At 60.4% G+C, this 20,319-nt stretch carries 25 protein-coding genes; 15 read left to right on the top strand and 10 right to left on the bottom strand.

Translation table 11 applies throughout. The features are described 5' to 3' along the window. Positions 1 to 83: 83 nt before the first annotated feature. Together QQJ98_RS01850 and QQJ98_RS01845 are read left to right on the top strand one after the other, a co-directional pair. Positions 84 to 1,370 (top strand): glycosyltransferase family 4 protein, encoded by a 1,287-nt coding sequence (locus QQJ98_RS01850; protein ID WP_284323612.1) that lies wholly within the window; start codon positions 84 to 86, stop codon positions 1,368 to 1,370. Then, positions 1,367 to 2,152, top strand: coding sequence for a glycosyltransferase family protein (locus tag QQJ98_RS01845; RefSeq protein WP_284323611.1), 786 nt, complete (start codon positions 1,367 to 1,369; stop codon positions 2,150 to 2,152). Before QQJ98_RS01850 ends, QQJ98_RS01845 begins: the two co-directional genes overlap by 4 nt. A gap of 170 nt (positions 2,153 to 2,322) precedes the next feature. Here the strand turns inward: QQJ98_RS01845 and QQJ98_RS01840 are convergent, their stop codons facing one another. Further along, positions 2,323 to 2,955: an SGNH/GDSL hydrolase family protein gene (locus QQJ98_RS01840; RefSeq protein ID WP_284323610.1), complete on the bottom strand. Its 633-nt coding sequence runs from the start codon at positions 2,953 to 2,955 to the stop codon at positions 2,323 to 2,325. A 114-nt stretch (positions 2,956 to 3,069) separates the two neighbouring features. Here QQJ98_RS01840 and QQJ98_RS01835 point away from each other — a divergent pair, with 114 nt between their 5' ends. The 5 genes from QQJ98_RS01835 to QQJ98_RS01815 all read left to right on the top strand — a co-directional run bounded on the left by QQJ98_RS01835 (position 3,070) and on the right by QQJ98_RS01815 (position 5,994). Next, positions 3,070 to 3,984, top strand: coding sequence for a thioredoxin family protein (locus QQJ98_RS01835; RefSeq protein WP_284323609.1), 915 nt, complete (start codon positions 3,070 to 3,072; stop codon positions 3,982 to 3,984). A 54-nt stretch (positions 3,985 to 4,038) separates the two neighbouring features. Then, the gene (locus tag QQJ98_RS01830; RefSeq protein ID WP_284323608.1) at positions 4,039 to 4,680 is read left to right on the top strand and encodes an LON peptidase substrate-binding domain-containing protein; all 642 of its coding nucleotides are present in this window, start codon (positions 4,039 to 4,041) and stop codon (positions 4,678 to 4,680) included. After that, positions 4,677 to 4,901 (top strand): Trm112 family protein, encoded by a 225-nt coding sequence (locus QQJ98_RS01825; protein ID WP_431307774.1) that lies wholly within the window; start codon positions 4,677 to 4,679, stop codon positions 4,899 to 4,901. The genes QQJ98_RS01830 and QQJ98_RS01825 overlap by 4 nt, the downstream gene beginning before the upstream one ends. A gap of 513 nt (positions 4,902 to 5,414) precedes the next feature. Further along, entirely contained in the window at positions 5,415 to 5,738 is a 324-nt protein-coding gene (locus QQJ98_RS01820) for a type II toxin-antitoxin system Phd/YefM family antitoxin (RefSeq protein ID WP_284323607.1), read from the top strand. After that, positions 5,728 to 5,994 carry a Txe/YoeB family addiction module toxin gene (locus QQJ98_RS01815; protein WP_284323606.1) on the top strand — a complete coding sequence of 89 codons (267 nt, stop codon included), beginning with the start codon at positions 5,728 to 5,730 and terminating at the stop codon, positions 5,992 to 5,994. Before QQJ98_RS01820 ends, QQJ98_RS01815 begins: the two co-directional genes overlap by 11 nt. Before the next feature lie 27 nt (positions 5,995 to 6,021). On the opposite strand, the gene QQJ98_RS01810 is transcribed toward QQJ98_RS01815, so the two are convergent. The 4 genes from QQJ98_RS01810 to QQJ98_RS01795 all read right to left on the bottom strand — a co-directional run bounded on the left by QQJ98_RS01810 (position 6,022) and on the right by QQJ98_RS01795 (position 9,166). Continuing rightward, complete coding sequence (locus QQJ98_RS01810; protein WP_284323605.1) at positions 6,022 to 6,642, bottom strand: TIGR02466 family protein; 621 nt, start codon at positions 6,640 to 6,642, stop codon at positions 6,022 to 6,024. Between the two features lie 113 nt (positions 6,643 to 6,755). Next, complete coding sequence (gene lpxK, locus QQJ98_RS01805; RefSeq protein WP_284323604.1) at positions 6,756 to 7,715, bottom strand: tetraacyldisaccharide 4'-kinase; 960 nt, start codon at positions 7,713 to 7,715, stop codon at positions 6,756 to 6,758. Then, positions 7,715 to 8,905, bottom strand: coding sequence for a 3-deoxy-D-manno-octulosonic acid transferase (locus QQJ98_RS01800; RefSeq protein ID WP_284323603.1), 1,191 nt, complete (start codon positions 8,903 to 8,905; stop codon positions 7,715 to 7,717). Before QQJ98_RS01800 ends, lpxK begins: the two co-directional genes overlap by 1 nt. 15 nt (positions 8,906 to 8,920) lie before the next feature. Then, positions 8,921 to 9,166, bottom strand: coding sequence for a DUF4170 domain-containing protein (locus QQJ98_RS01795; protein ID WP_284323602.1), 246 nt, complete (start codon positions 9,164 to 9,166; stop codon positions 8,921 to 8,923). A gap of 133 nt (positions 9,167 to 9,299) precedes the next feature. Here QQJ98_RS01795 and QQJ98_RS01790 point away from each other — a divergent pair, with 133 nt between their 5' ends. Continuing rightward, the gene (locus QQJ98_RS01790) at positions 9,300 to 10,190 is read left to right on the top strand and encodes a sugar kinase (RefSeq protein ID WP_284323601.1); all 891 of its coding nucleotides are present in this window, start codon (positions 9,300 to 9,302) and stop codon (positions 10,188 to 10,190) included. A gap of 76 nt (positions 10,191 to 10,266) precedes the next feature. Here the strand turns inward: QQJ98_RS01790 and QQJ98_RS01785 are convergent, their stop codons facing one another. Continuing rightward, entirely contained in the window at positions 10,267 to 12,570 is a 2,304-nt protein-coding gene (locus QQJ98_RS01785; protein ID WP_284323600.1) for a DNA topoisomerase IV subunit A, read from the bottom strand. 157 nt (positions 12,571 to 12,727) lie between these two features. On the opposite strand from QQJ98_RS01785, the gene QQJ98_RS01780 reads away from it, so the two are divergent. The 6 genes from QQJ98_RS01780 (at position 12,728) to QQJ98_RS01755 (ending at position 16,725) form a co-directional block, all read left to right on the top strand. Next, positions 12,728 to 13,177, top strand: a complete 450-nt coding sequence (locus QQJ98_RS01780; RefSeq protein WP_284323599.1) for an SH3 domain-containing protein — start codon at positions 12,728 to 12,730, stop codon at positions 13,175 to 13,177. A 71-nt stretch (positions 13,178 to 13,248) separates the two neighbouring features. Next, a complete protein-coding gene (locus QQJ98_RS01775) occupies positions 13,249 to 14,073 on the top strand; it encodes an SDR family NAD(P)-dependent oxidoreductase (RefSeq protein WP_284323598.1) in 825 nt (274 codons plus the stop codon). 65 nt (positions 14,074 to 14,138) lie between these two features. Beyond that, positions 14,139 to 14,348, top strand: coding sequence for a twin transmembrane helix small protein (locus tag QQJ98_RS01770; RefSeq protein WP_284323597.1), 210 nt, complete (start codon positions 14,139 to 14,141; stop codon positions 14,346 to 14,348). Continuing rightward, a complete protein-coding gene (locus QQJ98_RS01765; RefSeq protein ID WP_284323596.1) occupies positions 14,348 to 14,920 on the top strand; it encodes a cob(I)yrinic acid a,c-diamide adenosyltransferase in 573 nt (190 codons plus the stop codon). Before QQJ98_RS01770 ends, QQJ98_RS01765 begins: the two co-directional genes overlap by 1 nt. Before the next feature lie 117 nt (positions 14,921 to 15,037). Next, entirely contained in the window at positions 15,038 to 15,799 is a 762-nt protein-coding gene (locus QQJ98_RS01760) for an electron transfer flavoprotein subunit beta/FixA family protein (protein WP_284323595.1), read from the top strand. Further along, positions 15,799 to 16,725, top strand: coding sequence for an electron transfer flavoprotein subunit alpha/FixB family protein (locus QQJ98_RS01755; RefSeq protein WP_284323594.1), 927 nt, complete (start codon positions 15,799 to 15,801; stop codon positions 16,723 to 16,725). Before QQJ98_RS01760 ends, QQJ98_RS01755 begins: the two co-directional genes overlap by 1 nt. Before the next feature lie 42 nt (positions 16,726 to 16,767). On the opposite strand, the gene QQJ98_RS01750 is transcribed toward QQJ98_RS01755, so the two are convergent. Beyond that, the gene (locus QQJ98_RS01750) at positions 16,768 to 17,595 is read right to left on the bottom strand and encodes a DUF6473 family protein (protein WP_284323593.1); all 828 of its coding nucleotides are present in this window, start codon (positions 17,593 to 17,595) and stop codon (positions 16,768 to 16,770) included. Between the two features lie 160 nt (positions 17,596 to 17,755). On the opposite strand from QQJ98_RS01750, the gene QQJ98_RS01745 reads away from it, so the two are divergent. Next, entirely contained in the window at positions 17,756 to 18,631 is an 876-nt protein-coding gene (locus QQJ98_RS01745; RefSeq protein ID WP_284323592.1) for a 3-hydroxybutyryl-CoA dehydrogenase, read from the top strand. Positions 18,632 to 18,743: 112 nt separating this feature from the next. Here QQJ98_RS01745 and QQJ98_RS01740 read toward each other — a convergent pair whose 3' ends face one another. Genes QQJ98_RS01740 through QQJ98_RS01730 form a run of 3 tightly spaced genes read right to left on the bottom strand, consistent with a single transcriptional unit; the run spans position 18,744 to position 20,312 of the window. Further along, entirely contained in the window at positions 18,744 to 19,619 is an 876-nt protein-coding gene (locus QQJ98_RS01740; RefSeq protein WP_284323591.1) for a lysophospholipid acyltransferase family protein, read from the bottom strand. Positions 19,620 to 19,645: 26 nt separating this feature from the next. Next, the gene (locus QQJ98_RS01735) at positions 19,646 to 19,915 is read right to left on the bottom strand and encodes an HPr family phosphocarrier protein (protein WP_284323590.1); all 270 of its coding nucleotides are present in this window, start codon (positions 19,913 to 19,915) and stop codon (positions 19,646 to 19,648) included. 1 nt (position 19,916) lies between these two features. Then, entirely contained in the window at positions 19,917 to 20,312 is a 396-nt protein-coding gene (locus QQJ98_RS01730) for a PTS sugar transporter subunit IIA (protein WP_284323589.1), read from the bottom strand. Positions 20,313 to 20,319: the final 7 nt, after the last annotated feature.

Raw genomic sequence — 20,319 nt, 5'->3', positions numbered from 1 at the left:
TCTAGACGCGAAAGTGCTAAATTCGCCTTAATCTCGCCAAAAGCCGCGCCTATCGACGAAAGCAAGACGCAAAACGGTGCCAAATGAAGATTGCTTACCTGATCAACACCTATCCCAAGCCATCGCACACCTTCATTCGCCGCGAAATTGCAGCGCTTGAAACCATGGGCTGGCAGGTGCACCGCTTTGCCATGCGCTCGGATCGCGGCGCTTTGGTGGACCCGGTCGATTTCACCGAAGATGACAAGACCGAACATGTGTTGGAAATTGGCGGCAAAAACCTGCTGCGCTCCAGCTTGGGCTGGATGCTCAGGCACCCCGGACAGGCGCTCGCGGGGCTGAAAATGGCGCTCCGCTGCGGCAACAAAGGCAAGTCCGGTGGCCCAGGAACCGGCGGCGTGCCGCGCCATCTGATTTACCTGCTAGAGGCCGCCCATATCGCCCGCCGCGCGCAAGAGCTGGGCATCAAACACATCCACGCGCATTTCGGCACCAATTCTGCCACCGTGGCGATGCTGGCCGAGGCCCTCGGCGGCCCCGGTTTCAGCTTTACCGTCCACGGCCCCGAAGAATTCGATGCCCCCCGCGCATTTTCCTTCCCCGAAAAAATCGCCCGCGCCCGCTTTACCGTCGCAATCTCCAGCTACTGCCGCAGTCAGCTGTTTCGCTGGAGCCAGATCCCCGAATGGTCAAAGATCAAAGAGGTGCATTGCGGCGTCGAAACCTCTGGCTACCCCGCGCCCGCGCCAATGCCCGAAGGTGGCCCGCATCTGGTCGCCATTGGCCGTTTGTGCGAGCAAAAGGGCTTTCCGGTGCTGATCGAAACCATGGCCATCGCCGCCAAACGCCTGCCGGGCCTGACCCTGACAATCTGCGGCGATGGCGAGTTGCGCACGCTGATTGACGGTGAAATCGCCCGCCACGGCATCAAAGACCGCATCCACATCGCAGGCTGGGTCGACGAATCTGGTGTGCGCGCGGCCATCGCAAATGCCCATGCTCTGATCCTGCCCTCGTTGGCGGAAGGTCTGCCGATGGTGGTGATTGAGGCTATGGCCTGCGGTCGCCCTGTGATCTCTACCTGCATCAACGGCGTGCCCGAATTGCTGACGCCGAACGAAGGCTGGCTGGTGCCCGCCGGCGATCCTGCCGCGCTGGCCGATGCCATCGTCGCCCTGTCCAACACCCCCAATGATGTTTTGGCGCAGATGGGCCTTGCCGCCCGCGCCCGTGCAATGGCCCGCCACGATGGCAACACCGAAGCCGCCAAACTTGCCGTACATTTCTCTGACGCGCTAAGGCTTGATGCAATGAACACGCAAAGCCAAGACCTTGCCGACCATCACCTGACGGTGCAGAATTCAGCATGAGCCTCGCCATCATCTGCGCCAGCCACAACGACGCGATCCTGAATGACAATCTGGCGCGCTCTCCGATCATCGCGGAAGGCACCGCTCCGCTGCATCTGGAACGCGGCGCACCGTCTGCGGCCGTCGCCTATAACCGCGCCATCGACGCCACAGGTGCCGAAATCATGGTCTTCGCGCATCACGATGTTTACCTGCCCCGCGGCTGGGATGCACTGCTGTCGCGCCGCTTGCGCGAATTGGAAGCGGTTGATCCAAACTGGGCGCTTTACGGCCCATTCGGCGTGGGTCTGGATGCCAGCCACATCGGCCCGGTCTGGTCTTCGAGCATCGGCCTGATCGTCGGCCGCGTCCCCACCGCGCCAGCCAAGGTGCAAAGCTATGATGAAATGGTCATCGTCATGCGCCGCGCTGCTGGCCTGCGCTTTGACGAGGCTCTGCCCGGCTGGCATATGTATGGCACCGATATCGTCACAACCGCCCGCACCGCTGGCCTGCACGCCTATGCAGGGGCGCTGCCCACGATCCACAACGACCGCTACCATGACCATCTGCGCGGGGATTTCGTGCAAGCCTACACCGCGATGCGCCAAAAATGGCGCGCTCAGCTGCCGCTGCGCACCCCGATCATCAAAATCAGCAAATCCGGCCTGCATCTTTATAAAAACCGCTGGCAGGATTACCGATCCGAGACATTCCGCGCCAATATGTCGGTCGGCATTTCCCACGCGCCGGAATACCTCGCCTCGCTCTGCGGCTGGTCCGACCTTTCAGCCTCGGCTTGAATAAAACATGAGTAAAATTTGCGTCCCGCTCCCGCGGCCTCGCCCCTTCGGGTCTTGGCCGCGCTAAGCCGTTTCACATTGGTCTAAATACTCCCGCCGGAGGCTTCTGGGGCCGATGTCGGATGCCTCCGGCGGGAGTATTTCAGAAAGAGCAAATACCAAGAGCCCGCTTAGATCATCGCTTTCAGCTTTGCTGAAACCGCCTCTGCAAGCTTGCCATGAGCGGCCTGATCAAAATGCACACCGTCCAACGGGCTGACATTGATCACCGTGCCTGCGTCCAGATAGTCAATCCCGCGCGCCTGCGCCAAAGCCGCATAGAGCGGCGATAGCGCAGCCGACCGCGCAGCACCGCCCCAGAATTCATGCCGGATCGGGCCGGTCTCGACCACTGGAGCAGGGCAGATCAGCAAGATCCTGAACCCGCCATGCCGCTCTTGCATCAGCCGGTGCTGCGCGATGTCGAGCAGGCTTGCCACGCCGCCAAGCACCGCCTGCGGCGTCGAAGTGAAACGCGCCTTGCTGTCGTTGGTGCCCAGCATCAGCACCAGAACATCCAGCGGCCCGTGGCTTTCCAGCGCGATTTTCAAGCCGGTGACCCCGTTCATATGCGCGCCCATGATCGGATCGTCGAACATCGTCGTGCGCCCCGGCAGACCTTCCTCGATCATGTCGCAGCCCAAAGCCGCTTGCACCCGGGATGGCCAGCGCACCCCCGGACCATAACGCTCATACACCGCCAGATCGACGATCGGCGCTGTTCCATGCGTGTTGCTATCGCCAAAACACATCACTACCGGCATCTTATCCCCCCATTTTGTGCCACGCTACGAGGCCCCGACACCTGCGTAAACCCCCTTCCCCTTTTGCCCCCCGCCCCCCATATAGAAGCCGACCCAATTCCCGTGAGGCTTTCCATGTTCGGCACCCCCACCACCCCCCCGGCACCCGTTGCCAACGATCTGATCATCGACGGCTCTGAAGCCAGCTTCATGCAAGACGTGATCGAGCCGTCGCAGATCACCCCGATCATCGTTGATTTCTGGGCACCGTGGTGTGGCCCTTGCAAGACGCTTGGCCCTGCCTTGGAAGCCGCAGTCACTGCCGCCAAAGGCAGCGTGCGCATGGTGAAAATCAACGTCGACGAAAATCAGGCCCTCGCCGCCCAGCTGCGCATCCAGTCGATCCCCACGGTTTTCGCCTTTTTCCAAGGCCAGCCGGTTGACGCCTTCCAAGGCAACATCGGTGCGTCCGATCTGAAACGCTTTGTTGATAAGCTCGCCGCGATGGGCCCCGCGCCGGACAACGGCCTTGCCGATGCCATCGCCGCCGCCGAGACCATGCTGGAGGATGGCGAGTTTGCCGATGCCGTCGAAACCTTCACCGCGATCCTTGAAGAAGAGCCTGAAAACGTCGCGGCCTATGCTGGCCTGATCCGCGCGCATCTCGCACTTGGCGATCTTGATCTGGCCGAAACCCTGATCACCACCGCCCCCGGCGCGCTTGCCAAAGCCAAGGAAGTCGAGGCCACCCGCGCCATGCTTGATCTGGCCCGTCAGGCCGCATCGGCTGGCCCCGAAGATGATCTGCGCGCAGCCCATGCCGCTGATCCGAAAAACCCACAGATCCTGTTCGACCTCGCCACCGCCCTACATGCCAATGGCAAGGTCGAAGAAGCCGTCAGCACCCTGCTGGATCTGTTCAAGCTGGACCGCGAGTGGAACAACAACGCCGCCCGCACCCAGCTGTTCACCATCTTTGACGCGCTGAAACCGCAGGATCCCATCGTGCTGGCAGGCCGTCGCCGCCTGTCCTCGATGATTTTTGCCTGACCGCAATATGTCTGAACGTATTGCTTCCAGCAACGCCAGCACTAGCTAGAGGGCATGATGAAGCAAACCGACCTGCCCGACACACTGCCCCTGTTCCCGCTGCCGGGTGCGCTGTTGCTGCCGCGCGCCCGCCTGCCGCTGCATATCTTCGAGCCGCGCTATCTGGCGATGCTGGAAGATTGCATGAAAACCCCGCACCGTCTGATCGGCATGATCCAGCCGCGTCTGGGTCCGCAGGGTGAAAAGCGTTTGTCCGCAATCGGTTGCGCCGGTCGTCTGACCGGTTTTTCCGAGACCGAGGATCACCGCTATATGATTACCCTCACCGGCGTGTCGCGCTTTCGCCTGCGCGCCGAGGTCGAAGGCTTCACCCCCTACAAGCGCGCAAATATTGACTGGCAACCGTTCAGCCGCGATCTGGGCCGCGAAGAAACCGACCCCGATTTTCAACGCGAACCCTTCCTTGCGCTGCTCTCGCGCTATTTCGCCACCCGCGACCTTGGCACCGATTGGAGCGGCATCAAAGCCGCCGAGACCGAGCTTTTGATCAACTCGCTGTCGATGCTGTTGCCATTCAGCCCCGAAGACAAACAGGCGTTGCTCGAAGCCCCTTCGCTGATCACCCGCCGGGAAACCCTTGTGACCCTTTTGGAATTCGCCCTGCACTCTGATGGCCGAGACGAGACCCTGCAATGACCGATACCCCAGACGCATCCGCGACCACCGCAACGCCGTCCAACGCCGCCACCCCGCACGACCGTCGCATGTTAGAGGCCCTTGTTTGCCCCGTCACCCAAGCCGTGCTGACCTATGACGCCGAAAAGATGGAGCTGATCTCGAAAGCCGCACATCTGGCCTTCCCGATCCGTGACGGCATCCCGATCATGCTGGTCAGCGAAGCTCGCGCGATCGAATAGCCCAGGGCTTCAACCGAGCACTTCGACAAACAAACGTGTCGCAGGCAGACCGCCTCGACTGACAAGCGCCCCTGAAGGCTTTATCGGGTGCAAAGTTGTAGCGAAACAGCCCGGCCCCCAGTCCGGGCACGCATGAAAATGAACGGCTCTGCGCACACCAAGCCTTGTCTTTAGGATAGGGCTCCAATTCGCCTCACCCGCACCCCATAGGCCAACGCCTGACCGCCGGGTGTGCGAGCCACAGATATTCTAGGCAATTTATGCCTCAACAAACTCCCAAGAAATTCTAAGCGGCACAGCCCAAAAGCGCCCGCCCGGGGGGGTGATGAGCGATCAGAAATCCTCCAGTGGAGGATTTCCGCGAAGAACGCCCGGCCGGTGGCCGGGCCGGGAGGAGGGCGCTGCCCGGCGGCGCTAATGCGCCTTGATTCCGGGCCGGGGCTTTGCTGATGATCTTGAGAACCCGACCGGGTAGTCAAAGCCACCTCAATCCCGCCTTGGCACAGCCTTGACATGTACAACATTCTGCACATATACCATCCAAAGCAGAACCAAATCGCGCAAACCCAACGGGGTGCCATGAACATCTTAACCTATACCGATGCCAGAAACGGCTTGGCGAGTGCGATGGACAAGGTCGTTCAGGATCGCGAAGAAACCATAATCACCCGAACTGGGCGCGAATCCGTTGTGATGGTGGCGCAAAGCGAATGGAGCGCCATTCAGGCAACGCTGCACCTACTGTCTTCGCCGCGCAATGCGGATCGTCTGCGTGAGGCTATATCTGAACTCAATGCAGGCGGCGGCGCGGAAAAAGAGCTGATCGTTGAAGCTTAAATTCGCCAGCCTTGCTTGGGCCGATTACATTTTCTGGCAGACGGCAGACACCACGATCCTCTTCAGAATCAACGTCTTGATTGAGGAATGTCGCAGGCACCCGTTCAGCGGAACGGGCAAGCCAGAGGCGTTGAAAGGCAACCTTTCCGGGTTTTGGTCACGAAGGATCACCGCAGAACACCGCCTCGTTTACCGGGTTTCAGGCAGCGGCGACAATCAGATTCTGGAAATCGCGCAATGCCGCCATCATTACTGACCTTGGGTGCCGATAAGGCGTTTCCCCTCACCCCCAAGCGTAATTGAAACTCACGCTGATCCGGTCCTCTTCCGCCATGTTCATCGGCACTTCGTGGCGCAGCCAGCTTTCCCACATCAGCACCTCGCCCGCCTCAGGCGCACGGTAGATAAAGGTCCGCAACTCATCGCGCACCTTGGCCTTGCGCGGCGGGGCGGCCATCATCATCGCAAGCCTTGGGTCTTCAAACTTGATCGCCGAGGTGCCCATCGGCATCGTCACATAGCACGTCCCCGAGATCACGCTATGCGGATGGATATGCGCGCTGTGCATCCCGCCCTGCGGCAAAATATTGATCCACAGGCTGTCGAGTTTCAGCTTTTTCTCGCCCAGATCAAACTGCACATCCTTCACAAAGCCCTCGAGATGCTTGTCCAACACCTTGACCAAGGCTTTGAAAATCGGAAACCGCCACGGCAGATCGTCCAGCGAAGCATAGCTGGTATAGCCCGCATAGCCGTGCTTTTCGCACCAATCCTGCCCCGCCTCATCATCTTCGGCGATGGCGAGGCACGAGTTTTCCAGCTCTGCCAGATCAATCGGCTTGCCCTGCTCGGCCAAAGCCGCGCGATAAAGCCGGGTGACGAAGAGCGATTCAATATTAGACATAATCCGATGTTCTCCTGATGTGGGCAACGCGGTCAAAAGTTAACAAACCCTGAATGACCCCTATCTAACCCATTGATTTTTCATAAACCGATAGCCTGTCCACGCGTGGACAGCTATATCCCCAACCGATCAAACGCCGACTCCAACGGCGCCCAATCCTCAATCCGCAGCCTGACCGGCAGGGTCAAAACCCGAGCCCGGAACGCCTCGGGCAGCCGCACCGCATCCTTTTCCGTCGTCACCAACTGCGCCCCTTTCGCGAAGGCCTCGATTTCCAACCGGGTCAGCAACGCCTCGGACAGCGGCTGATGATCGTCCAAAGCCTCGCCCCGGACCACCACAGCCCCCTCGCCCAGCAGGGTCGCAAAGAACTTCTCTGGCCGCCCGATGCCCGCAAAAGCCAGCACCCGCTCGCCCGTCCAAGCCATCCCCATCGCCAGCACCTCAAGCCGCCCCCGCAAGCAAGCCACGCCTTCCACCGCAAAATCCCCGCCAATCGCCAGCACAAAATCTGCCCGCTTCAGCCCCGCCTCAACCGGCTCCCGCAGCGGCCCCGCCGGAATGCAACGCCCGTTGCCGAACCCCACCGCCGCATCGACCACCACAATCGACAAATCCTTCACCACCGACGGGTTCTGAAATCCATCGTCCAGCAGCACAACATCCACGCCCGCAGCCTCGGCCGCCCGCACCCCCGCCGCGCGATCCTTCGAGACCCAAACCTCACAAAACGCCGCCAGCAACAGCGGCTCGTCCCCCACCTGATCCGCCCGGTGCCGCGCCATATCCACCCGCATCGGCCCCGTCAAAGAGCCGCCATGTCCGCGACTGACCACCGCCACCCGCCGCCCCCGCGCGCCCAATCGTTCCACCAAGGCAATCGCTGTCGGGGTTTTCCCCGTCCCACCCGCATTGATATTGCCAATGCAAATCACCGGAACGCTTGCCTTATACCCCGGCTGCCGCAACCGCCGCGCCGTAGCCCAGCCATAGATCCAGCCCAGCGGCGCCAACACCCGCGCCCAAAGCCCCGGCCTCTCGGGCGGGTTCCGCCAAAATCCCGGCGCACGCATCAGCTCCTCCCGTCCAGCACATCCCGCGCGAAATCAACCACGCGGTCCGTCACCTCAACCCCGTCCGAGGCCAGAGTCCATGCCGCCTGCGCCAGCCGAGCAGCCCTATCCGGCGCCAAAAGATCGCTCAGCGCATCGCCCAGATCGCCCGCCGAGCCCACCGCCCGCGCCGCCTGCGCCGCACCCAAGCGGCCAAAAACGGATCCATACCCCCCCGGCCTTGGCCCGTAAACAATCGCCGATCCCAAAGCCGCAGGCTCCATCGGATTGCGCGCGCACCCCTCGCCCAACAGCGATCCGCCCATATAGCTGACCGGGGCCAGTCGATACCACAGCCCGTATTCAGCATCAGAATCCGGGATATAAACTTCGGTTTCGGTGTCGGGTTCCTGATCCAACGCGCGCTGAGCCACCGTCCAACCCTCGGCTGCTTCCATACCCGCAGCCAGTTCCGCCGCCCGCCCGGCATCCTGCGGCACCAAGATCAGCAGCAACCGATGCGCCAACCGCAACGCCGAGCGATGCGCTGCGATCACCGCCGCCTCTTCCGCCGCAGGCACATCCACCGCCAACCACACCGGTCGCGTCGCCATGAGCCCCGCCAGCATCGCCCGCTCGGGTTCATGATAGCTTAACGCCGCCGAAGGTTCCTCCATCCGCCCCGCCACCGCGACTTCGCCCGCACCCGCGCGTCGAAACGCCCGCGCCGCCGCCTCGTCCACCGCCAGCACCTGCTTGATCGAGCGCAATGCCGTGCGGATCAGCCCCGGATACCAGCCCTCGCGCCCTTGCATCAGATAAGGCGCGCGCGCATCAACCATGATCACAGCCAGCTTGCGCTGTTCGGCCTCGTGCAGCACCGCAGGGCGCAACTCGCCCTCGGCCATGATCACCAAAGCAGGGGCCCAATGTGACAGAAAAGCACGGGCCTCGGCGGGCGTGTCGGCGGGCGGATGCTGATGCAGCATATTGGCGGTAAGTGGCACCTCGTCGGGGCAGGTCAGCAAAATTGTGACGCCCAGTTCCTCGACCAGACGCAGGGCCAGTTGCCGCAACCCACGCGAACAGCCGACCTCGGCCGCATGCAGCCAGATCAGGTCACCCGGTGGACGCGCCGGGCGAGCATCATCACCCCCGCCCGCCCGCCGCGCCGTCAGATTGTAAAGCGTGCGGCCGAGAGAGAGCACCATGAAAAACGGTCGCTTTTACGCGCCCATCTCCTCGGTCAGGGATCCCGGCACACCTTCTTCGCGCAAGCGGTGAATATGCGCGATGAAATAGCGCATATGGGCGTTGTCGACCGTGCGCTGCGCCTCGGCTTTCCATGCGCCAAAGGCGGTCGCATAATCGGGATACATGCCCACAATATGAATCTGGCTGACATCCTTGAACACATTCTTCTGCGGGCTGACAAGTTCGCCGCCAAACACCAGATGAAGTCGCTGCGCCATGCTGAAAATCCTGATTGCTGCACTGCCGCGCAGGGTAGCCTCTGCGCGGGCGCGGTTCAATGGCGCACTTGCGGCGGCGCACTTGCGGGCAAGGCCTGCTGCGCCCATTCTGGCAAAGATGCAGGAGTATGCGATGCGGGTTGTGACAATAGGGGAGTGTATGGTCGAGCTGTCGCCCACTGGTGGCGGTCTGCTGCGGCAGGGCTTTGCTGGCGATACGTTCAACATGGCATGGTATCTGCGCCGGTTGTTACCCGCGGCTTGCAGCGTTGATTATCTGAGTGCCGTCGGAAGTGATGCGTTGTCAGATCAAATGCTGGGCTTCATGCAAACCGCAGGCGTTGGTGTGGCGCATGTTGCGCGCGTCGATGGCCGCTCGGTCGGGATCTACCTGATCACGCTGCAAAATGGCGAGCGTAGCTTTAGCTATTGGCGCGACAGTTCGGCGGCAAAGACACTGGCCGATGATCCCGCCGCCTTGGCGCAAGGATTGGCCGGGGCCGGGTTGGTGGTGTTCTCTGGTATCACTTTGGCGATCCTGTCGCAGGCCGGGCGCGCGACTTTGCTGGCGGCAATCGCGCAGGCGCGCGCGGCGGGCGCGGTCGTGGCCTTCGACCCCAATATGCGCGAACGGCTTTGGCCTGATGCCGCCGATCTGCGCTATTGGATCGCGGCTGCCGCAGCGGGCGCGGATGTGGTTTTGCCGTCGTTTGATGAAGACGCGCGGGTGTTTGGTGACGCCAGCCCTACGGCTACCATCGCGCGCTATCGCGGTTGGGGCGCGGGTTGCGTGGTGGTGAAAAACGGCGCGGGAATCGTTCAGGCTTGGGACGGTGCCACGCATCAGATGCAGCCAGCGCCCAGCCCCGTAGTCGATAGCACGGCGGCGGGTGACAGCTTTAACGCGGGGTTTCTGGCGGCCCGGATACAGGGCGCGGCGATGGCCGCGTGTTTGCACGGTGCCGCGAACTTGGCGGCACAAGTGATCGCAGCACCCGGTGCGTTAGTGGCACCAAAAGCTTAACGATAGGTGAATGACACCCCTCTAAGGCATTGAAATCATATAAAGCGCAAGCTTGTCCACGCGTGGACAGCCACGCTCAATTGAAGCGATTGTCCCGCGGGAAGCCACGCGGCGCCATCCGCCCAGCCGTTGCCCGCGCCCCGATCCATTCGCCCAGATCAGTTTCAGTCCGCGTCCGCCCAGCCGGGTCTTTCCACGCCAATCCAGCCGCCAAAACAAAGGTGGTGGCATCCGAAAGCCCACCGTCCTTATATTTCTGCAGCCGCACGCCCTTACCCTTGGCCATCTCAGGCAAATCCGCCAGCGGGAACACCAGAACCTTGCGGTTATCGCCGACCACGGCGACATGATCACCCACAACCTTGCGGCAGATCGCGGTCTTGACCCCGGCCCCCAAAGACAGCACCTGCTTGCCCGCGCGGGTCTGCGCCAGCACCTCATCCGAGGTGACGACAAAACCATCCCCCGCCGACGAGGCCACCAACAGCTTTTCACCCGAGCGGAAGATTTGCAAATCGACGATCTCGGAATCATTCGGCAGATCAACCATCAGCCGCACAGGTTCCCCCATGCCGCGCCCGCCGGGCAGGTTGACGCCGACCAAAGTATAGAACCGCCCATTCGCGCCGATCAGCAGGATTTTGTCGGTGGTCTCGGCATGGAACGCGAAACGCGCGGTATCGCCGTCTTTGAATTTCTGCTCGGTCGCCAGATCGACATGACCTTTCAACGCCCTGATCCAGCCCATCTGGCTGCAAACCACGGTGATCGGCTCGCGCTCGATCATTGCTTCAAAGCTGACTTCCTCGACCTCGCCCGCCTCGGCGAAGGCGGTGCGACGGCGACCCAAAGCCGTTTCCTTGCCGAACCGCTTGCGAATATCGTCCAGTTCCAGCCCGATCTGCTTCCACTGCAACGCGTCGCTTTCCAGCAGATCAACCAACCCGGCACGCTCGGCCATCAAAGCATCGCGCTCGGCCAGCAGCTCCATTTCCTCAAGCCGCCGCAAAGAGCGCAGGCGCATGTTCAGGATGGCTTCGGTCTGCACCTCTGAAAGCTCACCCTCGCCGGGTTTCGGTGGGACATAATCCTTCTCGGACATCGCGCGCTTGTGCGGCTTGCCCCAGTGTTCAGCCATCAAAGCGGCCTTGGGATCGGTGTCATAGCGAATGATGTCGATGACGCGATCTAGGTTCAGGAACGTGATGATAAAGCCTTCGAGCACCTCAAGCCGGTGATCAATCTTCTCCATCCGATGCGTGCTGCGGCGCTTGAGAACATCGCGGCGGTGATCGAGAAAGGCGCGCAGAACCTCTTTCAGGCTGCACACTTTCGGCTGCCGCCCGTCGATCAGCACGTTCATATTCAGGCTGAACCGCGCCTCAAGATCCGAGCTTTTGAACAAGGCCGCCATCAGCATATCGGCCTCAACCGTGCGAGAGCGCGGTTCAAGCACGATGCGAATATCATCGGCGGATTCGTCGCGCACATCGGCGAGCAAAGGAATACGCTTGGTCTGGATAAGTTCGGCCAGCTTTTCGATCAGCTTGGATTTCTGCACCTGATACGGGATCTCGGTGATGATGATCTGCCAAGTGCCACGGCCCAAATCCTCGACATGCCATTTCGCGCGGGTGCGGAAAGAACCACGCCCGGTGCGATATGCCTCAACCATCGTCGCGCGAGGTTCGATCATCACACCGCCAGTGGGGAAATCTGGGCCGGGGATGATGTCAACCAAGGCGTCATCGCTGATCGCGGGATCGGCCATCATCGCATGGCAACCGAGGATCAGTTCTTCGAGGTTATGCGGCGGAATGTTGGTGGCCATGCCAACGGCGATACCAGACGAGCCATTCGCCAGCAGGTTCGGGAAGGCAGCGGGCATCACGACCGGCTCTTCCAGCGTGCCGTCATAGTTCGGACGGAAATCGACCGCGTTTTCGGTCAACCCCTCCATCAGCGTCTCGGCAATCGCGGTCAGGCGGGCCTCGGTGTAACGCGATGCTGCTGGGTTATCGCCGTCAATGTTGCCGAAGTTGCCTTGGCCATCCACCAGCGGATAGCGGACGTTGAAATCTTGCGCGAGCCGCGCCATCGCGTCGTAAATCGCGGAATCGCCATGCGGGTGATAGTTTCCCATCACATCGCCAGATATTTTTGCAGACTTACGGAACGCAGAGGTCGCTGAAAGCTTTAGCTCTCGCATAGCATAAAGGATACGGCGATGAACGGGCTTCAGACCATCGCGTGCATCCGGCAGGGCGCGATGCATAATGGTGGACAAGGCATAGGTCAGATAGCGTTCACCAATCGCGCGGGCCAAAGGCTCCGCGAGGGTAATCGGCTCTATCTTGGGGTCATCTTCGGCGTCGGACATGGATGTGGTGTAGAGCGGGGGGCGAGGCTGGTCCAGCCGAAAAACGCAAATTCAGCGCCGGCCCTGCGCAGTTTAGGGGGAGAAATCGCTGCTTTTTCCACTCTGTTTCTGGTAGCATTGTGCTATGGCTGCGGGCGATCAGTGGGGTGCCTGTAAGATGTTCAAATTAACTCTGTTTCTCTGTGCGGGCCTTTATGCTGCAATGGTTTTCGGCGGCGTTGATCGTGGCCAGCAACGCTTTGGCATGATAGCGGCGGTGCCCGTGGTGGCCGCACCTGTGATGCTGTCGCAAACCCCAGAACCTGCGGTTTTACCTGTGACGCAGGCGGCTTTCGTGCCGGACGCGCCGCTGATGGCGACGCCGGTTTCAGTCCAAACTACGCCAGAGCCTGTAGTGGCTGCAGCGGGCCTGGTGATGGTGATTGCCTCAACATCCGCTAATGTCCGCTCTGGCCCGGGCAAGGATTATGACGTGGTTGACCGGCTGACCCGTGGCGAATCGGTTCTGGTGGTGGCGCAAGGTGAGGGCGTCGATGGCTGGTCCCTGATCCGCGTCGAAGGGGATGGGATTGAGGGCTATATCGCATCGCGTCTGTTGCGCGAGTGATTTTGCACTGAATGATTGTCGAAACCTGCCGCAGCACCTAGGAAGGGGAAAACCCACAAAGGGGCACAGGCATGGAACGCACAATTTTGATCACGGGATGCTCGTCTGGCATCGGGCTGGACGCGGCGCGCGGCTTGCGGGCGCGGGGCTGGCGGGTGTTTGCAACCTGTCGGCAGGAACCCGATTGCGAGCGTTTGCGCGCCGAGGGCTTGGAAAGTTTCGCGCTGGATTACGCAGATGAGGCAAGCGTCGAGGCCGCGGTAGCGGAGGTGGTCGCGCGCACCGGCGGCAAGCTGGACGCACTTTACAACAATGGCGCTTTTGCCTGCCCCGGCGCGGTGGAAGACCTGCCGCGTGGTGCGTTGCGCGCGATTTTTGAGACCAACCTGTTCGGCTATCACGACCTGACGCGGCGGGTGATCCCTTTGATGCGTGCGCAAGGCGGCGGGCGGATTATCAATTGTTCCTCGGTGCTTGGCCTTGTCGCGCTGAAATGGCGTGGCGCTTATGTGGCGACCAAATTCGCCATGGAAGGGCTGACGGATGTGCTGCGGATTGAGATGGCCGACACCGGCATCAAGATCATTTTGATCGAACCGGGGCCGATCGGAACATCCATCCGCGAAAAGGCGATTCCGCATTTTGAGCGCTGGATTGATTGGCAAAACTCGGCCCGCGCTTCGGAATATGCGTCACTGCGTGGCAGGCTTTATGAAGCAGGCCCGCCTGATCGTTGGGAGTTGCCCGCCTCTGCGGTGACAGAAAAGCTGATCCACGCTTTGGAATCAGCGCGACCAAAGGCGCGGTATTTTGTCACAACGCCGACGTATCTGATGGGCTTTGCCCGGCGGATTCTGCCAACCGCGATGCTGGATTGGCTGATCGCCAAAGGCTGAGGCGTTTTCCGCCTCGCTTTTTCTGCGCAAGCGCCTAAATCAGGGGCAAAGCGAAAGGAGCTCTCATGCCCAGCGACCCGATTTTCATCATCGGCATCCTTGCCTGTTTTCTGGTGCTGATCATCCTGATGATTGGCATCGGCAGCTTTGCCAAGGGTGGCGATTTCAACCGCAAACACTCTAACCGCCTGATGCGCTACAGAATTATCGCGCAGGCCGGGGCAGTCATCATCATCGTGGGCTACGCCTATTATCGCAGCCGGGGGGGCAACTGATGGTCGTTCTGTCAAAGATTTACACCAAAACCGGCGATAAGGGCGAAACCGCTTTGGGCAACGGGGTTCGGGTAGCCAAACACTCGGCCCGCGTCACCGCCTATGGCACGGTGGATGAGACCAATGCGACGGTAGGCTTGGCACGGCAACACAGCAGCGGCGATCTGGATGCGGCTCTGCAGCGGATTTCCAACGACCTGTTCGATCTGGGTGCGGACCTTTGCAGCCCAGACATGGATAAAGATGCCGAGGCCACCTATCCGCCGCTGCGGATGATTGCCGGGCAAGTGGCGCGCCTAGAATCGGAAATTGACGCGATGAACACGCGGCTGACGCCCTTGCGCAGCTTTATTTTGCCCGGTGGCAGCGCTTTGGCGGCGCATCTTCACCTGTGCCGCACAGTCAGCCGACGGGCCGAGCGTTTGGTGGTGGAACTTGCTGCCTCCGAGGCAGTGAACCCCGAGGCGGTGAAATACCTAAACCGGCTGTCCGATTGGTTCTTCGTCGCGGGCCGTATCGCCAACAATGATGGCCGCGATGACGTGCTCTGGGTGCCGGGCCTCACGCGCTAGACGCGACGTAGCGCCGCTTATTTCTGTCGGTTTTGGTCTGTTATACGGACTTGCAACACGATATGACGGCTGCGAGAGCTTGGGCGGCCTTCGGGCCATTGAACGGAGAGATGCGCGATGAAGGTTCTTGTACCTGTCAAACGTGTGATCGACTACAACGTGAAAGTGCGCGTGAAAGCGGACGGTTCCGGGGTTGATCTTGCCAATGTGAAAATGTCGATGAACCCGTTTGACGAGATCGCTGTCGAAGAAGCGATCCGGCTGAAGGAAAAGGGCATCGCAACCGAGGTTGTGGTGGTTTCCATCGGCGTCAAGCAAAGTCAGGAAACCCTGCGCACCGCTTTGGCGATGGGTGCGGATCGCGCGATCCTGATCGAAGCGACTGACAACGTGCATACCGACATTGAGCCGCTTTCGGTGGCGAAACTTCTGGCCGCTGTGGTCAAGGAAGAAGCCCCCGGTATCGTGCTGTGTGGCAAGCAAGCCATTGATAACGATATGAATGCCACCGGCCAGATGCTGTCGGCGCTGCTGGGCTGGTCGCAGGCGACTTTTGTGTCCGAGCTGGCGATTGACGGCGACAAAGCCGTGGTCACCCGGGAAGTGGACGGCGGTTTGCAGACGATTTCGGTGAAAATGCCGACCATCGTTTCGGTCGATCTGCGCCTGAACGAACCGCGCTATGCAAGCCTGCCGAACATCATGAAAGCCAAGGCCAAGCCTTTGGCGATCAAAACCCCGGCTGATTTCGGTGTGGATGTGGCACCGCGTCTGAGCATTGTGAAAACCGTTGAACCTGCGGGCCGCAAGGCTGGCGTCAAAGTAAGCTCGGTTGCCGAGTTGATTGCGAAACTCAAAGACGAAGCGGGGGTGATCTGATGGCCGTTCTGCTGATTGCGGATGTAAACGAAGGCGCTTTGGCGACCGACGCCGTTGCAAAAACCCTGGCTGCCGTGGCTTCGCTGGGCGAGGTGCATGTGCTGGTTGCTGGCACGGGTGGCGATGCTGCGGCGGCCGAAGCTGCCAAATTGTCCGGCGTTTCCAAAGTGTTGTTCGCCGACGATCACGCCTATTGCCACGGCATGGCAGAATCGACCGCAGCTTTGGTGGTTGGTCTGGCTGGCGGTTACAGCCACATCTGTGGAGCTGCCACCGCTTTCAACAAGAACGTGCTGCCGCGTGTGGCTGCCTTGTTGGACGTGATGGTGATCTCTGATGCCACCGCAGTGATCGACGCCGACACGTTCGAGCGCCCGATCTATGCAGGCAACGCTGTGCAAACCGTCAAGTCGGCGGATGCCAAGAAGGTGTTCACCGTCCGCACCGCGACGTTTACCGCCGTTGAAGCCAACGGCTCGGCAGCTGTCGAGAAAATCGGCGGCCCGGGCGAAGCCGGTCTGTCGGCTTGGGTTGAGGATAAAACCGCAACCTCTGATCGTCCCGAGTTGACCTCGGCGGGGATCGTGGTTTCAGGTGGCCGTGGCGTTGGCAGCAAGGAAAGCTTTGATCTGATTGAGAAACTGGCTGACAAGCTCGGCGCCGCCGTTGGTGCTTCGCGTGCGGCTGTCGACAGTGGCTATGCGCCAAACGATTGGCAAGTGGGCCAAACCGGCAAAGTCGTCGCCCCGCAGCTGTATGTCGCGGTTGGGATTTCTGGCGCGATTCAACACCTTGCCGGGATGAAGGACAGCAAAGTCATCGTCGCGATCAACAAGGATGAAGAAGCGCCGATTTTCCAAGTGGCAGATTACGGGCTGGTGGCCGATCTGTTCACCGCAGTGCCGGAACTGATTGAAAAGCTGTAAGCTGTTTGAAGTATGACAGAAGGGCGCCTTAGGGCGCCCTTTTTACATCAACTGATGGATTGCGGGCATCAACATATCTGCGATCTCTTGATGTGCGGCTGGCCCCGGCAGGCCTGCCGCCGCAGGTGCCTCCATCGACGCGAAAGCCATGCCATCCACACCCTGAGACAGTGCCTGAGCGCTGAACACCGCCTGCACATAGCGGGCCACGGGGGCGCGAATCGCGTTGATCATCTCGGTGTCGATCAGCAGCGGATTGCAGGTAAGATCAACCCGGCGCGTAGGCTGCGGCGGCGGCAAGTCAGACGCCCAGAGCAGAATTGTGGTTTTGCCCAGACGTGACAGCAGCAGCTTCATCCGCGTCACCCAAGCCGCGCGCAACTCGTCTGCGACCACCTCAAACTTGTCCACAGAGGCAGACTGCAACGCCATCAGCATGTGGCGGGTAAAATTGAACTCTGTAAAATCCACGCGCGGGAAGATCGTCCGCAGCAACGGCGTTGCCCCCAGAAACCGATCATTGCGGCGCGGATGCACAGCGTAATAGCGATTGGACAGGTTCAACGCCCCCAGCACCTGCACCACAGTGACAGAGGCTTGCGCTGCGATCTCTGTCACTCCTGCTTCGTTGATGAACACATCGGGGCCGGCATTCATGCACCCCAGATTGACAACGGGCATACCCAACTGCCGCTCGATCAGATCGGGGAATGGCACCGGTACGAATTTGCCATAGGTTTCGGTCCCCCCCAGAACAGCAACATAGGCACGCTCGATATCTCGTCTTGGCCCGCGGAATAACACCCGCGAGCTGCCATATCGGCATGGAAAATAATCCAGCGACCCCTCGCCGGGAAACACATAAGCCATAGCCCACCCAATCGTCTTAGCACCCAAGATCAACTTCGCCCGAATCGTCTTTCCAAATTGCTAATGGGCGGATTTATGACAAATTCTAGGCGCTGCCCCGGCCTTGCGCCCGGCGCTTTGGGCTGCGATTGTGCCGCACAGCAGAAAAGGGGCGTTTGGCATGGAAATCCGGTCGGTGGGCATCGTTGGAGCGGGGCAGATGGGCAACGGGATTGCACATGTGTTCGCGCAGGCCGGGTTCGAGGTGTTGCTGAATGATGTGAACCCCGAAATGCTGGCCAAAGCTATCGCCACCATCGACAAGAATATGGAGCGGCAGGTTTCGCGCGGCAAGCTTTTGGCCGAGGATAAGGCGGCGGCGATGGCGCGGATCAGGACCACGGCGGTTTTGGCGGATCTGGGGCCGCTTGATCTGGTGATTGAGGCCGCGACCGAGAAAGAAGCCATCAAGAACGCGATCTTTGACGGGCTGCTGCCGCATCTGGCGCCGCAGACGATTCTGACCTCGAACACCTCATCCATCTCGATCACCCGGCTAGCCAGCCGGACAGACCGGCCCGAGAAGTTCATGGGCTTTCACTTTATGAACCCGGTGCCGGTGATGCAGCTGGTAGAGCTGATCCGGGGTATTGCGACCGATAAAGCAACCTATGACACCTTGCTGGCCGTGGTCGGCAAGCTGGGCAAAACGGCGGCAAGCGCCGAGGATTTCCCAGCTTTCATCGTCAATCGGATTTTGATGCCGATGATCAATGAGGCCGTTTATACCCTGTATGAGGGCGTGGGCTCGGTGAAGTCGATTGATGAGTCGTTGAAATTGGGGGCCAATCATCCGATGGGGCCGCTGGAGCTGGCGGATTTTATCGGGCTGGATACCTGCCTTGCGATCATGAATGTGCTGCATGAGGGCCTAGGCGACACGAAATATCGGCCCTGCCCGCTGCTGTCAAAATATGTCGAGGCAGGCTGGTTGGGCAGGAAAACGCAGCGCGGGTTTTATGATTATCGCGGTGAGGTTCCGGTCCCGACGCGGTAAGTGTCCACGCGTGGACAAATTTTCGATTTAATGAAATCAAAGGGTTGCGAGGGCTGATTAAGCATTTCTTAAGACTTTCGCAGCAAAATCGCCAACCTGGCTGCGAAAAGCCTTACGGCTTTTTGCCCAGATCAAGCGTGTGTTGGCGCAGCCAGGCCAAGAAGCCACGCGGGTTGCCATCCCATTTATCCAACTCGGATGCCGGGATCGGCGCGCCGATATAGGGGCGCTGTGGCTTGAACAAAGCCCGCTTGATCTCGGACAGCAACAGGCCCTGCCGCAAGGTATCTGAAAGCTTGTTGGCAATCAGGAAGGACCGCGAATTCTGCCCGGTGAAATGGATCGGCAGGATCGTCGCCCCCGAGCGCTGAATCATCTTGTGGGTAAAGACGTTCCATTCAGCCTCTATCGCCGGACCAAAAAAGCCTTCGGACATCGCAACCTTGCCCGCCGGAAACACGATAATCACGCCGCCAGCCTTCAGATGCGCCATGGTTTCATTGCGCATCTGCAAGCCCAATTCGCGCGCGTTTTCCTCGTGCGGGAATGGCACCGGGATCATGAATTCTGCAACTTCGGGAATACCCGTCAGAAGGCTTCGGGTCAGGATCTTAAAGTCGGACCGCACCCGGTTGACCATTTCGGCCATGATCATGCCATCGACCAGCCCATGCGGATGGTTCGCCACCACAACCAGCGGCCCGGTCGGCGGAATAAGCGCGATCTCTTCCGGGGGCGTGTCGATTCGGATGCCCATTTGCTTGATCGCTTTGGGCCAGAACGGCGAGCCAAACGGCGCACCCGAGCGCTCAAAATCGCGGATCAGCTTCAAAAGGGTGATCTTGGCGGTCAACCATTCAATCGCGCGAATCGTGCCCGCCTTGAAAGGGTTGCTGAACGTCCCCGCATAGGACAGCCGCCGCATGTCATATTCACGCTTGGCCGGAGCCTGACCTGCGACGGTCTCTGTCTGTGGCGTGTCTGTCACGAAGCGTAAGCCTTCCCCGTCGCGCCTCAGAATTCTTCTCCGAAGCGATTGGCCACCAGAGCCGCCAGAGCCTCGGCAAGCGCCGCAGCGGCTGGCCCACTGGTATCGACCTCAATAGAGGTTCCGCGTGATGCTGCCAACATCAAAAGCCCCATGATGCTGTCGCCCGAGACTGTCATGCCGTCTTTGCTGACCTGTGCCGTCGCGTCAAATTCCTCGACCACCTCGACGAACTTGGCCGAGGCGCGGGCATGCAGGCCCTTTTCGTTCACGATATACAGCGTCTGCGGCGCCATTTCAGGCCCCCCCGCCCAAATCGAGCGAGTTTATATACTTGCGACCCGCTTCTAGCGCAGCCGCGACAGCCTCTGTCACCGGCAGATCACGGGATTTGGCCAGCTTGATCAGCATCGGCAGGTTTGCGCCGTAGATGATGCGCCGCTCGGACGCGGCACAGGCCATCAGCGACAGGTTCGATGGCGAGCCGCCGAACATATCGGTCACCATCACCACACCCTGCCCCTGATCCACCGCATCTGCGGCGTCACAAATTTCGCGCTGCTTGGCGCTGCGGTCATGGTCGTCCTCAATCGCGATCGCCCGCATGGAGGTCTGCGGACCAACCACGTGTTCGACCGCCGAGAGATACTCCCGCGCCAAGCCACCATGTGCCACGATCACGATACCGATCACGCGTGTC

Source organism: Cypionkella aquatica (assembly GCF_030161095.1).
In the GTDB taxonomy this organism is placed as follows: Bacteria; Pseudomonadota; Alphaproteobacteria; order Rhodobacterales; family Rhodobacteraceae; genus Cypionkella; species Cypionkella aquatica.
The sequence above is the reverse complement of the archived record's forward strand: the minus strand, read 5'-3'. Positions and strand labels throughout refer to the sequence as shown.